Origin of the sequence: Streptomyces panacea (genome assembly GCF_040560175.1) — a bacterium.
Taxonomy (GTDB): domain Bacteria; phylum Actinomycetota; class Actinomycetes; order Streptomycetales; family Streptomycetaceae; genus Streptomyces; species Streptomyces panacea.
Genome location: NZ_JARJHW010000006.1, coordinates 45,214 through 61,950 on the forward strand (window position 1 = coordinate 45,214; position 16,737 = coordinate 61,950).

General features: G+C 69.0%; 18 protein-coding genes and 3 pseudogenes. 8 read left to right on the forward strand and 13 right to left on the reverse strand.

Annotated elements, in window-relative coordinates:
- Nucleotides 1-136: 136 nt before the first annotated feature.
- From P3L51_RS03070 to P3L51_RS03080, 3 genes are all read right to left on the reverse strand, one after another.
- Nucleotides 137-574 carry an ankyrin repeat domain-containing protein gene (locus P3L51_RS03070; protein ID WP_354603442.1) on the reverse strand — a complete coding sequence of 146 codons (438 nt, stop codon included), beginning with the start codon at nucleotides 572-574 and terminating at the stop codon, nucleotides 137-139.
- A gap of 48 nt (nucleotides 575-622) precedes the next feature.
- On the reverse strand, nucleotides 623-970 hold the full coding sequence (locus tag P3L51_RS03075) for a hypothetical protein (protein WP_354603443.1): 348 nt from the start codon (nucleotides 968-970) through the stop codon (nucleotides 623-625).
- 92 nt (nucleotides 971-1,062) lie between these two features.
- Nucleotides 1,063-1,191: a hypothetical protein gene (locus P3L51_RS03080; RefSeq protein WP_354603444.1), complete on the reverse strand. Its 129-nt coding sequence runs from the start codon at nucleotides 1,189-1,191 to the stop codon at nucleotides 1,063-1,065.
- Between the two features lie 79 nt (nucleotides 1,192-1,270).
- Between P3L51_RS03080 and P3L51_RS03085 the strand changes: the two are divergent.
- The 4 genes and pseudogenes from P3L51_RS03085 to P3L51_RS03100 all read left to right on the forward strand — a co-directional run.
- Nucleotides 1,271-1,465 (forward strand): annotated as a pseudogene (locus tag P3L51_RS03085) (site-specific integrase); the annotation flags it as partial.
- 259 nt (nucleotides 1,466-1,724) lie between these two features.
- The gene (locus tag P3L51_RS03090) at nucleotides 1,725-2,387 is read left to right on the forward strand and encodes a TetR/AcrR family transcriptional regulator (RefSeq protein ID WP_354603445.1); all 663 of its coding nucleotides are present in this window, start codon (nucleotides 1,725-1,727) and stop codon (nucleotides 2,385-2,387) included.
- A complete protein-coding gene (locus P3L51_RS03095) occupies nucleotides 2,384-3,643 on the forward strand; it encodes an MFS transporter (protein ID WP_354603446.1) in 1,260 nt (419 codons plus the stop codon). Before P3L51_RS03090 ends, P3L51_RS03095 begins: the two co-directional genes overlap by 4 nt.
- A 23-nt stretch (nucleotides 3,644-3,666) precedes the next feature.
- Nucleotides 3,667-4,800 carry an epoxide hydrolase family protein gene (locus tag P3L51_RS03100; protein ID WP_354603447.1) on the forward strand — a complete coding sequence of 378 codons (1,134 nt, stop codon included), beginning with the start codon at nucleotides 3,667-3,669 and terminating at the stop codon, nucleotides 4,798-4,800.
- A gap of 144 nt (nucleotides 4,801-4,944) precedes the next feature.
- On the opposite strand, the pseudogene P3L51_RS03105 reads toward P3L51_RS03100, so the two are convergent.
- The 4 genes and pseudogenes from P3L51_RS03105 to P3L51_RS03120 all read right to left on the reverse strand — a co-directional run.
- Nucleotides 4,945-5,979: pseudogene (locus P3L51_RS03105) on the reverse strand (Tn3 family transposase); the annotation flags it as partial.
- Nucleotides 5,980-6,003: 24 nt separating this feature from the next.
- Nucleotides 6,004-6,253: pseudogene (locus P3L51_RS03110) on the reverse strand (hypothetical protein); the annotation flags it as partial.
- A 92-nt stretch (nucleotides 6,254-6,345) separates the two neighbouring features.
- Nucleotides 6,346-6,804 (reverse strand): hypothetical protein, encoded by a 459-nt coding sequence (locus tag P3L51_RS03115; RefSeq protein WP_354603448.1) that lies wholly within the window; start codon nucleotides 6,802-6,804, stop codon nucleotides 6,346-6,348.
- Between the two features lie 63 nt (nucleotides 6,805-6,867).
- On the reverse strand, nucleotides 6,868-7,275 hold the full coding sequence (locus P3L51_RS03120) for a hypothetical protein (RefSeq protein ID WP_354603449.1): 408 nt from the start codon (nucleotides 7,273-7,275) through the stop codon (nucleotides 6,868-6,870).
- Between the two features lie 107 nt (nucleotides 7,276-7,382).
- On the opposite strand from P3L51_RS03120, the gene P3L51_RS03125 reads away from it, so the two are divergent.
- Nucleotides 7,383-7,601, forward strand: a complete 219-nt coding sequence (locus tag P3L51_RS03125; protein WP_354603450.1) for a hypothetical protein — start codon at nucleotides 7,383-7,385, stop codon at nucleotides 7,599-7,601.
- 161 nt (nucleotides 7,602-7,762) lie between these two features.
- Here P3L51_RS03125 and P3L51_RS03130 read toward each other — a convergent pair whose 3' ends face one another.
- The gene (locus P3L51_RS03130) at nucleotides 7,763-8,245 is read right to left on the reverse strand and encodes a transposase (RefSeq protein ID WP_354603451.1); all 483 of its coding nucleotides are present in this window, start codon (nucleotides 8,243-8,245) and stop codon (nucleotides 7,763-7,765) included.
- Nucleotides 8,246-8,850: 605 nt separating this feature from the next.
- On the opposite strand from P3L51_RS03130, the gene P3L51_RS03135 reads away from it, so the two are divergent.
- Nucleotides 8,851-10,209, forward strand: coding sequence for a DUF1593 domain-containing protein (locus P3L51_RS03135; protein WP_354603452.1), 1,359 nt, complete (start codon nucleotides 8,851-8,853; stop codon nucleotides 10,207-10,209).
- A 100-nt stretch (nucleotides 10,210-10,309) separates the two neighbouring features.
- Here the strand turns inward: P3L51_RS03135 and P3L51_RS03140 are convergent, their stop codons facing one another.
- On the reverse strand, nucleotides 10,310-10,486 hold the full coding sequence (locus P3L51_RS03140) for a hypothetical protein (protein ID WP_354603453.1): 177 nt from the start codon (nucleotides 10,484-10,486) through the stop codon (nucleotides 10,310-10,312).
- Nucleotides 10,483-10,881 (reverse strand): IPT/TIG domain-containing protein, encoded by a 399-nt coding sequence (locus P3L51_RS03145; protein WP_354603454.1) that lies wholly within the window; start codon nucleotides 10,879-10,881, stop codon nucleotides 10,483-10,485. The genes P3L51_RS03140 and P3L51_RS03145 overlap by 4 nt, the downstream gene beginning before the upstream one ends.
- Before the next feature lie 377 nt (nucleotides 10,882-11,258).
- On the opposite strand from P3L51_RS03145, the gene P3L51_RS03150 reads away from it, so the two are divergent.
- Entirely contained in the window at nucleotides 11,259-11,735 is a 477-nt protein-coding gene (locus P3L51_RS03150; protein ID WP_435594360.1) for a MarR family winged helix-turn-helix transcriptional regulator, read from the forward strand.
- Nucleotides 11,736-11,876: 141 nt separating this feature from the next.
- Nucleotides 11,877-14,036, forward strand: a complete 2,160-nt coding sequence (locus P3L51_RS03155; protein ID WP_354603455.1) for an MMPL family transporter — start codon at nucleotides 11,877-11,879, stop codon at nucleotides 14,034-14,036.
- A 374-nt stretch (nucleotides 14,037-14,410) separates the two neighbouring features.
- Here P3L51_RS03155 and P3L51_RS03160 read toward each other — a convergent pair whose 3' ends face one another.
- The 3 genes from P3L51_RS03160 to P3L51_RS03170 all read right to left on the reverse strand — a co-directional run bounded on the left by P3L51_RS03160 (nucleotide 14,411) and on the right by P3L51_RS03170 (nucleotide 16,705).
- Nucleotides 14,411-14,611 carry a hypothetical protein gene (locus P3L51_RS03160; protein ID WP_354603456.1) on the reverse strand — a complete coding sequence of 67 codons (201 nt, stop codon included), beginning with the start codon at nucleotides 14,609-14,611 and terminating at the stop codon, nucleotides 14,411-14,413.
- 202 nt (nucleotides 14,612-14,813) lie between these two features.
- Nucleotides 14,814-15,605 (reverse strand): ABC transporter permease, encoded by a 792-nt coding sequence (locus P3L51_RS03165; RefSeq protein ID WP_354603457.1) that lies wholly within the window; start codon nucleotides 15,603-15,605, stop codon nucleotides 14,814-14,816.
- Nucleotides 15,602-16,705, reverse strand: a complete 1,104-nt coding sequence (locus tag P3L51_RS03170) for an ATP-binding cassette domain-containing protein (protein ID WP_354603458.1) — start codon at nucleotides 16,703-16,705, stop codon at nucleotides 15,602-15,604. Before P3L51_RS03170 ends, P3L51_RS03165 begins: the two co-directional genes overlap by 4 nt.
- Between the last annotated feature and the right edge of the window lie 32 nt (nucleotides 16,706-16,737).

Genomic DNA, 16,737 nt, shown 5'->3' on the forward strand with positions numbered 1-16,737 from the left:
GGCCACGGGGGAGTTCACGACGACCGGGCGCCCTTCCCCCCGCGAGGGTCATGGCGGCGAGCAGGCGCGCGTCGGCACGATCTGTCTTGCGGGTCCCTGGGCCTGTTGCGAAAGTGAGTATTGAGGTCGCTGCTAGCTACCGAGCCTGGTGAAGCGTCGGTTGCGCTCCTGCTGTCCGAAGGATTTCGGCGGTGTCGGCATGGGGGCCGTTGTCTGCCCAGTCCAGTGGAGACAGCCCTGTGCCGTGGTCCTCGCGGAGGTTGGGATCGGCCCCATGCGCCAACAGTTGCCGGACTGTTTCGGTGTGTCCCCAGCTTGCGGCTGCGCACAGAGGTGTGCCCTCCGAGCCGGGACCGCTGCTTTCCGTGTCGGGGGACGCTCCGGCTTCCATGAGCAGGCGAGCTATCTCGGCCTCGCCCTCCACCGATGCCAGGTACAGCGGAGTGGTGCCGTCGCTGTCCCTCCTCTCCGGACTTGCTCCACTGCGCAACAGGGCTTTCGTGCTCCTGGCGTCGCCTCTCAGGACCGCCTCGAAGAGGCGGAGGGAGAACTTCTTCTGTTGACGCTGCTTCATATCCGGCGAGGCTAGCGCGGCTAGCGATCACGAGCGTGCCGGAGCTACTCATATCCATTCGTTGATCACCGCGACCAGCACAGTGGCTTCGTAGCGAACGACGAGTTCGTCGTATCTCGTGGCCACGGCACGGTGACGCTTGAGGCGATTGATCCCGCACTCGACCGCGTGGAGAGCTTTTTGGTCGGCCTTGTCGAACTTCGGTGACCGGCCACCTCCGGGTCGTGGCACCCGGATCGCCTCCAAGACCGGCTTGAACTGCGGGGATTCGCCCCGCTGACCGGCCGTGATCACGATAGAGAGCGGCTTCTGCCCCTGCTCGACGGCGAGGCGAATCTTGGTAGTCAGCCCGCCCCGGGAGCGTCCGAGGCCATGGTCGGGCGGCCCAATGGCCATGCCGCCGGGCGGCTCCTTTTGAAGGTCCCCCTTTCTGCCGCCCCGGCCACGTGCCGGTGGGCCCGGCAGACGGTGGAGTCGACGTTCACCTCTCATCTGATCAGGCCCTTCGCATCGGCCTCTGCCTGGAGTTGGGTGACGATCCGGGCCCAGGTGCCGTGCCGCTGCCAGCGCCGGAACAGGTCGTAGACCCGGTCCCAGGGTCCGTAGCGATCAGGCACGTCGCGCCAGGGGGGCACCGGTCCGGGTCCGCCACCGTATGCCGTCTACCAACTGACGCCGCGTCCAGACCCGCGGACAGGCACGGGCTGGGATCCACATGAGTGGCGGCACTCCGGCCTGACCCACCTCGGCGAGAGCGGGACGAGCCTGCTCATGCTGATGGCGAAGTCCCGGCACAAGAAGGCGGAGAACGTACGGAAGTGTTTCCACCCCTCCCCCGAGGCGATCGCCGAAGTCACCAGCCTGCTCGCGCCGGGCGACCGCCGACGCTGATCCGGGCGGCCGCTGGCGGAGCTTGGATCGTGTAGTGGTTGCGGATGCGGATGGCGAGTGCGCCCAAACCGGAAGTCGCAGTGCTTCCTTCGGCCGGCCGGGGCTGAGGCGATCACGAGGGTAGCCGTCCGGACCGCAGAGGATGGCGAGCGGCCGGTTTGTGCGGGATGCGGTAGGTGCGGGGTGTGCTGCCGCGGCGTGGCGGCGATGAGCATCCTTGATTTGTACATCTGTTCTTAAGGCCTATACGTTTGTGCGCATGCTGCACATCGAACCGCCGTCGGCGGACCCTCCCGAAGGTGAAACGGCCAAGGAAATGGCCGGTGGCGAGCGCCAGGCCTCCGCCGAATCGGGGGGCGGGCGGCGACGGACGCGTCGCAACGACCCCGGCCGCAAGACGCACATCCTGGACGCCACCCTCGACGTCATTGCGGATCATGGGGTGGCCGGGACGACGCATCGGCACATCGCCGCCCGGGCCGGCGTGCCGCTCGGATCGATCACCTACCACTTCGCCAGCTTGACCGATCTCCAGACGCAGGCGTTCGCCCGGTATGTCGAATTGCAGTCCGCGGTGTTTGAGGGTCTGTTCGAGGATGTCAATACGCGCGAGCAATTCGTTGATGTCCTGGTCGATCTCGTCCACGGAGGTCCCGCCAGGCACCGCAGTGCGGTCCTCGGATTCGAGCTGCACCTGGCCGCCCTCCGCAACCCCGGACTGCGAGCCCTGACGCAGGCATGGACGCAGGAAAGCCGCACCGTTCTGGCCCGTTTCGCCGGCCCGGACAGCGCCGGCCGCCTGGACGCCCTGCTTGAGGGAATGATCATGCACGCTCTGCTCACGACTGCTCCGGAGTCGCGCGAGAGGACGCGGGAGGCGATCGACCAGACGCTCGGCCCGGCCGGTCGGCCGGGATCGTGACCGTGGCGCCTGCCGCCGTCCCGGCGGCGCCGACAGCGCGGGAGGTGACGGCGGGCGCGAGGGCGACCTACGCGGTCTTCGCCGGTCTGGGGCTCGCGGGGTCGACCTGGTCCTCCCGGCTCCCCGAGGTCCGCACGCAACTGGATCTCGACTCGGCATCACTGGGACTCCTGCTGCTCACCATCGCCGTCGGTGGCGTGATCGTGCTGCCTCTGTCAGGGACGGTCGTCACACGCATCGGCCCCCGCCGGGCCGTCACCGTCGTCGCCCTGTTCGTCAGCGCGAGCCTCGGCGTCATCTCACTCGGATACGCCCTCTCAACATCCCTGCTGGTGGCCGGGCTGTTCCTGCTCGGCGCGGCTACGGGTTTCTGGGACGTCGCGATGACCGTGCACGCCGCAGCGGTCGAACGGCGGCTTGGCCGTCCCGTCATGCCGCGCTTCTTCGCCGCGTTCAGCCTCGGTACGGTCGCCGGTGCCGCGGTCGGTGTGCTGATGACCGCACTGCGGGTCCCGGTAAGCATCCATGTGGCCGTGGTCGCAACGGTCATCGCCGGGGCGGTACCCGCGGCGGCACGGCACTTCCTTCCTGAACACGCCGCGCGCCCCATCGCAATGCCACCGCCGGTGAAAACGTCCCGTCCGGGGGGTCGGGGCCCGTGGCGAGAACCGCGCACCGTGGCGGTCGGGCTCGTCGCACTGGCCTTCGCGGTCGCGGAAGGGGCCGGCAGTAACTGGGTCAGCGTCTCGGTCATCGACCGTCACCACGTCACCGCCACGATCGGCACGCTGGCGTACGCCTCCTTCCTCACCGCGCTCACCGCCGGCCGTTGGCTCGGGCCGGCGGTCCTCCACCGGTTCGGACGGGTCGCGGTCCTTCGGACAGCCGCCGCCGTCACCGCCACCGGCGTCGCCCTTTTCGCGCTTGGGCCGTCCCCTGGACTGGCGTTCGCGGGAAGTCTGCTCTGGGGGATGGGCGCGGCGCTCGGCTTTCCGGTCAGCATGAGCGCCGGGGCCGACGAGCCCGCTCGTGCCGCCGGCCGCGTCAGCGTCATCACCTCGATCGGATACTGCGGGTTCGTCGGCGGACCGCCTCTCATCGGTTTCCTCGGAAACCAGACCACTGTCGGGCATGCCCTGCTCGTCATCGCAATCCTCATGGCCCTGTCCGCTGTGATCGCCGGGACCACCCGCCGGTCCCCCGACAGCCGCGCACAGAGCGGCTCCGACACCCAGGAACGCACCGCTGTCATGTGAGAACGAACCTCTTGGAGACCCCCGTGACCCACCACGCGCCCGCGATCACCGTCCCCGAGGCCGAGCTGAACGAGCTGCGCTCACGGCTGCTCAACACACGCTGGCCGACCCCTTGGCCCGCCACCGGCTGGGAGGCCGGCACCGACTCCGGCGAACTGCGACGCCTCGTCACCTACTGGGCCTCCGAATACGACTGGCGTACCCACGAAGCCACCATCAACGCCCTACCGTCCCATTTCGCAGATATCGACGGAACTCCCGTCCACTACCTCCGCTTCGACGGCGAACACCCCGGCGCCCTGCCGATCGTCCTGACCAACGGGTGGCCCAGTTCCTTCCTCGAACTGACCACCCTCGCCCGTCGGCTGGCCACGCCGTCGCGGTACGGGGGTGACGCCGCCGACGCGTTCACCGTCATTGTCCCCTCGCTGCCCGGATTCGCCTTCTCACCTCAGCGGCCCTCGCTCGCGGAGCCGCCGCAGACACATGAGATCTGGCACCGGCTCATGCACGACGAACTCGGCTTCGAGCGCTACGTCGCGCACGGGGGCGACCTGGGTGCCGGCATCACCTCCCGGCTCGGCGAAGCTCACCCCGAGGCCGTGGTGGGCATCCATCTGATGGCGATCGCCAGCCCAGTCGCCTATGACGCGGCCGGTGTCACCCCCGAGGAGCAGGCGTACCTCGACTCCGTCGCGGTGTGGTCCGCGGAAGAGGGCGGGTACCAGCACCAACAGAGCACCCGCCCTTTCACGCTGAGCTATGGTCTGGCCGACTCACCGACCGGGCTGCTTGCCTGGATCGTCGAGAAGTACCGGGCGTGGAGCGACTGCGGCGGTGACCTGTCGTCCCGGTTCAGCGACGACTTCCTCCTCACGCAGGCGTCGCTCTACTGGTTCACCGGCACCATCTCGACCTCCTTCCGGCCCTACTACGAATACGCCCAGCGGCTGACGAGGCGGGTGGAGCGGGTCAATGTGCCCACAGCCCTCGCTCTGTTCCCGGCCGACCTCACCCAGCCGCCCCGCAGCTGGGCCGAGCGCACGTACAACATCACGAGGTACACCCGCATGCCCCGTGGCGGACACTTCGCCGCCCACGAAGAACCCGAACTCCTCGCGCACGACATCACCGAGTTCTTCCGAGCACACCGGTGAACACCGAAACCCGTGAGAGTTCTTGAGCCTCAGCGCCAACGGGCCCGTAGCCGGACCGACTTACCGGTCGCCGTCGGCGTCCGAATCCGGCAGGGGCCGCAGGCCCCCGGGCAGCTCCGGCAGCTGGAAGGAGTACCGGCCCAGCATGCGGGCCAGGTCGTCCCGGCCGCGGGCCGCGTCCTGGAACGCGCCGTGGTCCGCCGTCCGGTCGATGCGCCACATCTTCTGCTCCGGCAGGTCCGCCAACTGCGGCGCGTAGGTGAACCCCGCCAAGGTCAGGAGCCCGAAGACAATGTCGGAGTACGAGGCGGTATCGGTCACGATCTGTCGGGACGCCTGCCGCCGTCCCGGTCGTACAGCACGTCCAGCACATACGGCGAGTCGCGCGGGTGCCCGCCACGACCTTCCCGCCGAGCCCGGCCGACTGGTCATTGATCATGTTCAACCAGGTGGCACCGCCCCGCCGCCCGAAGAAGTTTGGATTCGGCCGTGCGTAGGCCGACTGCACCGGCACCACGAACCGCATCACGTCGACCGAGGCGACCAGGCCGCCGCCCCACGCGCCAGCGAGACCGATCGCCGCCTGGTCCTGAATCAGCGTGGCGTTCGCGGCCCGGTAGGTCGCCAGCCGCAGATACGTCAGGTCGACGTGGGGCAGCCGACCGTACTTCAGTGCATCGATCCCGCCGATCACCGGGGATATGGCCGACGTTGCAGCCCAGTGCCACGAGCGAAGCCGCAATCGTGACGGGCAGGTCTTTGAGCCGGGCCTCACCGCCGGTGACCGAGGTGAATGCCTGGTCGGCGCCGGTCCAGGAGAACACCTCCAGCAGCGCCTCCGGCGGGTCGACGCGGGGCAGCATTGCGTTCACCGCCGCCCGCGGCTCCCGCAGGGAGGCCGGTTCGGGCTCCGGCTCCACCGCGGCGAAGTGCAGACGGCCGTCGTCGTCGAAGGTGATCTGCGTGTTGGCCGGCAGGCTGCCCCCGACCTCCCGGTAGGTGCCGTCCAGCAGTGCGGCCCGCGCCGCCAGGTGCTCGCCCGCCCTTCCGGGCAGGGCCCAGGGACGCAAGGACGGTGGGCTTGGCCTGCTCCCACGCCTGACCGGCCAGCAGCTTCACCCGCGGGTCGCCCCATTTGGATGAGTTCTTCGCGAACACCTCCCGCCGCCGCAGCGAACGCCAGATCAGCTGGGATGCCCGCGTCCGGCAGCGGTCCGGGTCCTCGGTCCACGAGCGCGGCACATACCAGGGCTCGGTCGATGGCAGCGTGTCCACAGGCGGCGGAGTTCGCGCGATGGAGCAGATGCTGCATGCCGTCGGGAGTGGTGTCGCCTACGTGCTCGGCCAGGGTCCAGCAGCTCTTGCGTGGCAGGTCAGCCAGTAGTCCGGAGACAAACCGCCGCACCCGGCGGCGGGGTTCAACTCGGGAGAAGCGGCCCGCGATTCGGCACATCAGGCTGTCGAAGCCTTCCTGCCACAGTACCGGCCCTACCCTGGCCTCTGAGGCTGTCGCATGATCATGATTGTCCGCACAACACCTAATGATCAACGGCGGCTTCGCGTGCTCGGACGCCACCGGAACCAGTAGCCCGTCCCTTCGACCTGGTGGCCAGTGCCGCAATGCCGAAGCTCACCCACAAGCCGAGCGGCGGCGTCCGGTACCTGACGGTGCGGCGCCAGCAACGCGTCCAGTTCGTCATAGCGGGCGTCGATTCCGCTCTGGCCCGGGTAGTCCGGATGAGCCGTCCCCGCACCATGGCGCTCGTTCCAGCCGACGTAGAGCGCCCACTGCTCGCGTTCCCACTCCACAGCAGCTGGGCTCGCGGGCCAGACTCGGAACTCATCGGCCTCGTCGCCAAAGTATTGGCCGTAGCCGTCGAAGTAGTGGGACTTCCCGTCGATGGCAGTGAGCCCGACGCGAGGTCCGTCGTACCACTCCAGCTCGACGTACACGCGCTCGAAGCCGTCCGCGATCAACTGCACTTCATCCCAGGTCTCAACCACACGCGCAGGTTACCGATGAGCGAACCTCGCATCCATGATCGCGATCTACGACTGGAGTACTAGCTAAGGGCGTCGATCCAGGAGTCGCCGGGTGGGGGTACGAAAAAGTAGCCACCGCCGGTTGGTGAGAACGTACTTCGCCAGCGCCTCGCCCTCCAGCTGTTTCTGGACTGCCTCGAAGCCTTCAGTCAAGTCCCGCTGGAAGCAGTTGAAGACGATGCCGGAGTCCCCGTTGCCGCGATCATGACTGTAACTGCGGCGCACGAGTTGGGGTGGATTGCGGCGGTCGGGGGCGGCAAGCCGCACGTGCGAATCGAGCGGCGTCCGCCGCCCGTTCGGGTAAGCGGCGAAGTTCGGCTCTTCACCGACAGGCGTCCCGTCCAGCCATCTCCCATCGCGCCGGCGACCCATAATCCGCACCTGCTCATCGACAGAGTCCTTGTCCCACAACTCAGTCGCGAAACGGATCACCCGCACGACCTCATAACTGATGCTGGGGTTGCTGGAGGCACGGGAAACGGCCGCCCGTGAGCGGGTGGAGGGCCTGCGGGAAGGCGGCGGCCCGTGCGGCTGCGGCGTTGGAGGCCGCCGAGATTGAGCTGGACCGGCGAGTGATCGCACGCGAAGAGCTCGTAGATGCCCTGGCCGCGTCTGCCGAAGAGAGCACCGTCGCGGTGGAGGCCGAAGGCAAGGAAGCGTCTGTTGCTGTGTCCGCGTCTGTGCCGGGATCGATCGTGCCGCCGTGGTGGGAGGGGCTGTCGGTGTCGGTGCTCTCGCTCGACAACCAGCGGATTTGAACGTGCTCCAGGACCGACCGGACCGTGAGCCGGCACGGGCCAAGGACATCGCGGCGGCACTGGGCATGGATGACGCCGTCCGGCGAAGGTCGAAGGGGTGCGGTCGATGGCCAGGCGCCTTGGCGAGCGCGGGTGGTTGCTCCAGGAGGCGTCGGGGGCGTTCAGTGCCGGCCGTCGGCTCGTGGCCGGGCCAGGCGGCGGCTCATCCGCGTGATCATCGAGAACAGGACCATCGCCTCGCTGGTCGCGGTGAGCGTCTCGTAGTCCCGGCACAGACGGCGCGAATGCATCAGCCAGCTCAGTGTTCTCTCCACCACCCAGCGTTTCGGCAGCACCACGAACCCCTCCATGTCGTCGGTGCGCTTGACGACTTCGAGGGCGAAGACGAGCTTCTGACGGCACCAGTCGACGAGTTGGCCGGAGTATCCGCCGTCGGCCCAGACGAGGCAGATGTCCCGGTGCACGTTCCGCAACCACTGCGGCAGGGGCACGGCCGCCTCGCGGTCGCCGACGTTCGCGGCGGTCACCGCGACGACCAGGAGCAGGCCGAGGCAGTCGGTCACGATGTACCGCTTCCGCCCGTTGATCTGCTTGCCTCCGTCGTAGGCGCGTGAGCCGGCGGGGACTGTCGCGGCGGCCTTCACCGGCGGCCTTCACCAACTGCGCGTCGATGATCCCGGCCGTCGGTTCCGCCTCGCGGCCCTCGCGGACCCGGACCCAGTCACGAAGCCGGTCGTGGAACTCGGTGATCAGTCCGTGCTGCCGCCAACGGCGGAAGAAGGCGTAGACGCGGTTCCACCCGGGGAAGTCCACGGGCATTGACCGCTAGGAGATCCCGTACAACAACGACAACGGGGCCTCCTTGGACCGCTCGGTCAGCTTCGCACCACCGAGCTACCAAGAGGCCCCGCCTTCGTGTCCGCACCACCGCAAGTTCACCCGACCAGGAACCTAGTTCGACCTGCACGTTCCATGATCGGTACACGGCTTCTGGGCGTTTTCACCTGACGCTGATAGCGACTGCCCGTCTGGTGGCGCAGGGCTGGTGGAGACGTGAGGAGACCGCCTGCCGCAAGTTCTCCGTCTGGGTGGGCGATACGGCAACATCCCCGGCGTCCGCATGGTGGCCCACGGGGAATGCGGAGCGGAGGTTGTTACCGGACTCCTTGACGCCGTTTCCCGGGCCCACTACCTTGCCGAATGCCCAGTCATTCGCGAATCATTATTCCGATCTCGGAGAGGCGTTGGCATGGCAACCAATCGACGCACGTTCCTGAGCCAAGCGGCCCAATCGACGGCAGGCGCCCTGATCCTGACGGGGGGCGGACTCTGGATCGCTGCGGAAGCTTCCGCAGCGACGAAGCCGGCCCACCCCGGCGGCACCGGGGGCGGCGGGCTCCGCCCGCGTGTACTGGTGTCGACGGACATCGGCGGCTCGGACTTCGACGACTTCCAGTCCATGGTCCATCTCTTCCTGTACGCCGACCGACTGGAGATCGAGGGGCTGGTGTCCTCGCCGTGGGGCCCGGGCAGGAAGGAGGACATCCTCCGCGTCATCGACGCCTATGAGAGTGACTACCGCAACCTGAAGACCTACTCGCCGCACTACCCGTCCCCGGAGCGGCTCCGGTTGATCAGCAAGCAAGGCGCGCCGGACACGGCACCGAGCAAGGGTTTCGCCGAGCCGACCGAAGGCTCCCGGTGGATCGTCAAGTGCGCCCGGAAAAAGAACAACCGGCCGCTCAACGTCCTGATCTGGGGCGGCATCGACGATCTCGCCCAGGCACTGCACGACGCGCCCGACATCCTGCCGAAGCTGCGTGTCCACTACATCGGCGGGCCGAACAAGCTGTGGTCCGTGGACGCCTACAACTACATCGAGACGCACCATCCCGAATTGTGGATGATCGAGTCCAACTCGACCTACCGCGGCTTCTTCACCGGCGGCAACCAGATCGGTGAGTGGGGCAACGCGGCCTTCGTGGCGGACTATGTCTCAGGTCACGGCGCACTCGGTGACCTCTTCGCCGCACAGGCCGCGCAGGTCAAGATGGGCGACACCCCGTCCGTGGCCTGGTACCTGAACGGCACTCAGAATCCGGAGCGGCCGAGCTGGGGCGGGAAGTACGTCCGCGTGTGGGACGAGCGCAAGACGGTCTTCAACCGTCTGACCACAGCGGAGGACACCGCGGAGGTCTACGGCGTCGTCGAGTTCGCGCTTCCGGTCCCTGAAGGGTACGGCGCAAACAACACTGCCAGGATGATGATCGACAACCGGACCGGCGGCCCATTCCCCACCGCGGTCAAGGAGGGAGAAATCCTGCGTTTCCGCTTCTCGCCGCGTGATCCGAAGGTGTGGCCCTACGTGATCCAGAGCGATCACCCCGCCCTCGACGGTCTGTCCGGCGCGGTCACCGCCAGCCCGCCTTCCGCCGAGCGCGCCGCCAGGCCGTCGGTTGTCCACCCCCACTGGTGGACCGATGACCAGGATCCGGCGTTCACCGAGGGCGTCTGGGTCGGAGCGAAGCATGTTAGCCAATGGCGCCACGAGTACCTGCGCGACTTCGCCACACGGCTGAACCGCTGCCAGGCGCCTGCCCACCGCTGAGGACGGCGCCCCGGCCGAACCGACCACGGAAGCGGCACCCGCGGTCGGACCCTGCCCTCCTCTCCCCGCACCACCGCGTTCCGGCCCCGGCTGCCACAGGCTAGGAGCCGGTGGCGGCGAAGGTGGAGGGAGTGCGGTCGAAGGCGTCGGCGTCGGCGTCGAAACGGATCTCCGCACGGTTGCCGGGTGTGGTAACCGTGATTGTCGGCGGGGTCTCGTCCGTCAGCCACGTCACCAGCGACGACTCGATCTCGCCCGCCCCACTGCCCGAGGTCACCCGGAAGGTGCCCGCCGACACGCCTCGGCCGTCGGCCGTCGGCCGTCTCGACCTCGACCTCGACCTCGACCTCGACCGGTGCGGTGACCGCCCGGAGGCACCTCCACCACCAGCGTAGTGGCGGTGCGTACGGTCACCCGGACCACGATGCCCCCGCCGAAGCCCACCACGTTGTCGGTCAGCGCGGTGGCGAACCGCCCACCGGTCAGCGTGACCGTGGCACCGGCAATGCCGGAGGCCGGGGCGACCGTCGTGATCGACGGCGCCGGTGCGGCCAGGGTGAACGACTCCGGCGACTGGACCGTCGCGCCGCCCGTAGTCACCGAAACCTTGCCGTTGCCCGCGCCGGCCGGGACCGTCACCACCAAGCGGGTCGCGGTGGCAGAGGTGACCATTGCCTCTGCCGTACCGAACTCACCGAGTTCGAGGCTGGGGTCGATGAGAAACCGGTGCCGGAGAGGGTGACCTTCGCGCCCGCCTGGGCGCGGACACGCATCAGGCCGCCGCGCGGTCCACGCGGAGGCACCGGAGTCTCACGCCTCGGCCAACGGCCACCGACGAGCTAAGCGATTGCCGTCCACCTGAGGGGAGTCCCGTGCCGCATCGAGGAGGGCCTCGCCGCAGGTGTGACACCGTCCGCCGGATCGAGGCCGACGGCCCACTACCGGAAGGGTTGAGCTGGCAGCCGTCACGGCTCTCCGCCGCCTCAGCCGGGATCGTGTTCCAGGACGACGGCAGTCCGCACCTCTGGAGCTATCTATAGGCTGACGGCGTGACCAGTTCAGATGATGGCGCGCCGATGCCCGGCGCGGACCTGCGGGCCTTCGCGGTCGAACTGCGACGGATGAACGGTGAGATCAACCGACTGGTCCACGGGTTCGCCGCCGACCAGGGTCTGCACGCGACGGACGTCCAGGCGCTGGCCGCCATTCTGGACGCGGAGACGCCTCTCACCCCCGGTCGGCTCCGTGACCATCTGGGTCTGACGTCGGGCGCGGTGACCGCGTGCCTGGACCGGCTGGAACGGGCGGGGCACATCCGCAGATCACGGGAGAGCGCTGACCGCCGGGTGGTCCATCTGCATTATCTGGCGGGCGCCAGGTCGGTCGCCCGGAGCCACTTCCTGCCGTTGGCCGAGGCGACAGAACACGCGCGGGCGGGCTTCAGCGAGCCCGAGCTGGCCGTGGTCCTGCGCTTCCTCGTCTCGGTGAACGACGAACTGACCGAGGTGCGTTCGCCCCGCCGCTGAGCCCTGCAGGCCGTCACTCTTCGACCCCCATCAGCCACCCGGGTGTCGGGCGAGCCATCATCTAAAGTACTTTGACAATTGAGATTGTTCATCATCGAGATATCTGGTCAGTCTGTCCGTCCCCGTTCCTCAGGGAGAGGTATGCCCACCACCAACCGCGTCGTCCGATGGCTTGCCCCCGCCGTCCTTCTGATCGCCTGGCTCGGCATCGGCGGCACGCTGGGCCCCTACGCCGGGAAACTCGGCGAGGTCGCCACCAACGATCAGGCCGCCTTCTTGCCGCAGAACGCCGAGTCCACCCAAGTGATCGACGCACAGCGGGCGTTCGACCAGGAGGAGACGCTGCCCGCCGTCGTCGTCTGGACGGCTGACGGCGAAGCCGGTACGCCGCTCGGTGACGACCGCCGCGCCGCCGCGACCCGCGCCCTCGCCACCCTCACCGGCAGTCCGGGAGTTGTCGGCACGGCGTCCCCCGCGCTGCCGTCCAAGGACGGCGAAGCACTCCAAGGAGTCGTCCAGCTCCGGCCCGGTCTCGGCGACGGACTGCCCGGCGCCCTCGCGCGGATCCATGACGCGGCGGCGGCTGTACCGGGCACCACCGTCCAACTGGCCGGGCCCGCCGCGAGCCAGGCCGATCTCTCCGACGCGTTCGCCGGAATCGACGGCTTGCTGCTCGGTGTCGCCCTCCTCGCCGTCCTGGTCATCCTGCTGCTGGTCTACCGCAGCGTGCTCCTCCCACTGATCATCATTCTCGGCGCCGTCCTCGCCCTGGGATTGGCCTGCGCCGTCGTGTACGCGCTCGCCGACCGGGACGTCGTACGCGTCGACGGCCAGGTGCAGGGCATCCTCTCGATCCTCGTCATCGGCGCCGCCACGGACTACGCCCTCCTGCTCACCGCCCGCTTCCGGGAAGAACTGGCGCACACGCCGGACCGGTTCGCCGCGATGCGTGCCGCCCTGCGGCAGTCCGCCGGGCCCATCACGGCGAGCGCCGCCACCGTCGCCCTCGGTCTGCTCGCCCTGCTGCTGAGCGACCTCACCAACAACCGTGCGCTCGGCCCCGTCGGCGCGATCGGCATCGTCTGCGCCGTAATGAGCACCTTGAGCTTTCTGCCCGCCGTCCTGGTGCTCCTCGGCCGCGCCGCGTACTGGCCCGCCAAGCCGCCCCGTCCCACGAGCGACAGCCAGGACGAGCGCGCCGGCTACCAAGGCCACGGCGTGTGGACGCGGGTCGCCGCACTGGTCGACCGAGCGCCGCGCAAGGTGTGGTCCGGCACCCTCGCCGCCCTGATCGTCTGCGCGGCCTTCGCCCCCACGCTCACCGCGAAGGGGGTGCCCCTGGACGAGATCTTCGTCAACGACGCCCCCTCGGTGGCCGCGCAGCAGACGCTCGGTCGGCACTTCCCCGGCGGCTCCGGCAATCCGGCCGTGGTGATCGCCGATGCCGCCGCGCTGCCCCGGGTGAGCGCGGCGATCGAACGGACCGACGGTGTGGCGGACGTCAGCCCCGCGACGGCCTCCGGCCGGCCCGGCGGCCCGCCGCTGATCGTCGACGGACGCGTACGGATCGACGCCACGCTCGAAGGCGCCGCCGACAGCGACGCGGCCAAGGACACCGTGGCCCGGCTGCGCGCCGCGGTACACGCCGTACCGGATTCGGACACGCTCGTCGGCGGCTACACGGCGCAGCGGTACGACACCCAAAGCACTGCCGAGGACGACCGGCTCCTCATCGTGCCCGTGGTCCTCGCGATCATCCTGATCATCCTGGTCGGGCTGCTCCGCTCACTGCTCATGCCCGTACTCCTCGTGGCCACGGTCGCCCTCAACTTCCTCGCCACGATCGGTGTCTCCGCGCTGGTCTTCCGCCATCTGTTCGGCTTCACCGGCACCGACTCGTCTGTACCGCTCTACGGCTTCGTCTTCCTCGTGGCCCTCGGCGTGGACTACAACATCTTCCTCATGTCGCGCGTCCGCGAGGAGTCACTGGCATACGGCACCCGGCTGGGCGTCCTGCGCGGGCTGACCGCCACCGGCGGTGTCATCACCTCGGCCGGCGTCGTACTCGCCGCCACCTTCGCCGCGCTGGGAGTCATCCCGCTGGCGTTCCTCCTCCAGATCGCGTTCATCGTCGCGTTCGGCGTACTGCTCGACACCCTCGTCGTCCGCTCGCTACTCGTGCCCGCGCTGGTCAGGGACATCGGCCCCACCGCCTGGTGGCCCGGAGCACTCAGCCGAAGGCCGGACACCCGGCCGGGGGACTCCCACTGCGCCCCGTCACGCGAAGAGGCGCACCACTGACGCGGCTGCCCGACGTACGGCCAACGACCGCAGTGCACTCAGGCGGCCTGCCGCAGCGGTTCACCGGTTGTCTTTCTTCGAGGCGGTAGAGGGTTGTTGCGGTCTTCAGGAGAAAGTCGCGGACGGACGGGGGCCCCGTGATGGCGGATTCTCCTCGCTCGACCCGTCCTACCTCTCAAGCCCCATCACCCGTCACTTCAACGACGGTCACAGAAACCGGGCCGCCTCGCCTCTTCAGCACATGAGTGAAGGCCCTGACTTGGGGAAGTTCAGGGCCTTCACGCCGGTGACCCGCTGGGAGCGGGCAAGCACCCGGTCCGGAACGGACACGCGCTCCCGCTCTACGCGTACCCGGGTACGGGAGGGGTGCGGTGTCAGGAGCGGGAGGCGACCGTCATTGAACCGGCTCCGTCGGGGCCGGCGTGCTGGTGGCCCTTGGCATAGAAGGCTTCGCCGCGTGCGTCGACGCCGCTGGCGGTGAAGCCGGACGACGCACCGTCCGGGCCGACCATGCGGCCGGTCTCCGCGTACGAGGGGCCGCCGTTGTTCTGGGTGCCGGACCAGCCGCTCAGCATGCCCCCGAGCAGCCCGCCCCCGCTGCTGTCGTCGCCTTTCCACGCTGGGCGAGCGGCAGGGCGACGTCGAAGACCTGACGGCTCCTGGAGAATGCATCGACCTCGGTGGCAACGCCGCTCGGGATCGGGATCATGACCGCGCCCTGACGCTGCAGCGAGTCGCGGACACCTGAAGGCGGAACACGCGACGCCCGCCGCAGTCTCATCCGACCACGATCCTGCGGAATCTGCCCAGTGCCAGCGCCATGAACGTGGCGGTGATGACGGCCGCGCACAGCAGGGCGTACGGCAGTGCGTGCACGACCGGCCATGCGTCGCCGAGTGGGATGCCGGCGGGTGGCGGGTTGCCGAAGAGCTGTCGTACGGCCGTCGCGGTGGCCGATACCGGGTTCCACTCGGCGACCGTGCGCAGCGGGCCCGGCATCGTGGCTGTTGAGACGAACGCGGAGGAGACGAACGTGACCGGGAACAGCCAGATCAGCCCGGCGCTCTGGGCCACCTCGACGCTGCGTGCCATCAGCCCGATGGTGGCGCCGACCCAGGACATGGCGAAGGCGAAGAGCAGGATCAGGAGGTAGGCCAGTGCGGCTTCTGGCAACGAGGTCCCGATGCGCCAGCCGACCAGTAGGCCGCACAGTGAGGTGACGGCGAGTGTCACGACGCTCATGGTGAGGTCGGACAGGGTCCGGCCGAGAATCACGGCCATGCGTGGCATGGGCAGTGATCTGAACCGGTCGACGATGCCCTTGTCCATGTCGTTGGCGAGTCCCAGGGCCGTGAAGGCGGCGTTGAAGGTGACGGCCTGGGCGAAGATGCCGCCCATCAGGAAGGTGCGGTAGTCGGCGCCCCCGAGGCTGCCCCCGAAGACGTAGGCGAGCAGCAGGACGAACATGACCGGCTGGACGAGCGCGGCGATGACCGAGCCGGGTGTGCGCCGCAGGTTGAGCAGGTTCCGCCAGGCGATGATGCACGCGTCGCGCGCCACCCGGTTCACGGGCGCGGGCCGGTGACGAGGAGCGGCACGGTCCGCTCGGCCGGGGTCTCGGGAGACGCGTCGGGCGGCGAGGCGGTGGGTGGTTTCCCGGTCGGTGTCTCCGCCGGCTTCTGCGGACCGGCGGTCTGTCCGGTCAGTGCCAGGAAGGCGTCGTCGAGCGTGGGGGGCGCGAGTTCGATCTCCTGCACGGCCACGTCCGCCAGCCGGAGACAGCTCAGCGCGTATTCCAGAGTCCGCACGCCGTGCAGGGTCGTGACGGTGAACCGGCCGGTCCGCGGGTCGAGTTCGGGGTGGTGAGGGCCGAGTGCGTCCAGCACTTCGTAGGCCCTGGTGCGCGTCTGCGGGTCCTTGACCGTCAGGGTCAGCCGCTCGCCGCCGACCCGCGCCTTCAACTGGGCTGCCGAGCCTCGTGCGATGACCTTGCCCTGGTCGATCACCACGATGCAGTCGGCCAGTTGGTCGGCCTCCTCCAGGTACTGGGTGGTGAGGAGAACGGTGGTGCCGGCCGCGACAAGTTCCTGGATCGATACCCAGGTGTCGGCCCTGCCACGGGGGTCAAGGCCCGTGGTCGGCTCGTCCAGGACCACCACGGCGGGGCGCGCCACGAGTGCGCCCGCCAGGTCGAGACGCCGCCGCATGCCGCCGGAGAAGGTGCCGCTGGGTTTGTCCGCCGCTTCCTCTAGCCGGAAGCGGGTGAGGAGTTCGGCCGCCTTGCGTCTCGCGGTGGTGCGGCGCATGCCGTAAAGGCGGGCGACGAGGTACAGGTTCTCGCGGCCGGTGAGCTTCTCGTCGACGGCCGCGTACTGCCCGGAGAGGCCGAGATTCTTCCGTACGCCTTCCGGGTCCTTCAGTACGTCGCGGCCCGCCATCCAGGCCCGGCCGCTGTCGGGGCGCAGCAGAGTGGACAGGATCCGCACGGTGGTGGTCTTGCCCGCGCCGTTGGGGCCGAGTACGCCCAGGACCGTCCCGGGCTGCGCTTCCAGGTCGACACCGGCCAGGGCCTGCTTGTCGCCGAACCGTTTGGTCAGCCCCTCGGCGCGGATCGCGGGGCCGTGGTCCGTGCCGGGCGGTTGTCCCGCCGGGTTGTGCGGGTGTGGCATCGGTGACATGGGGGGCATCGGTGAGGACGTCA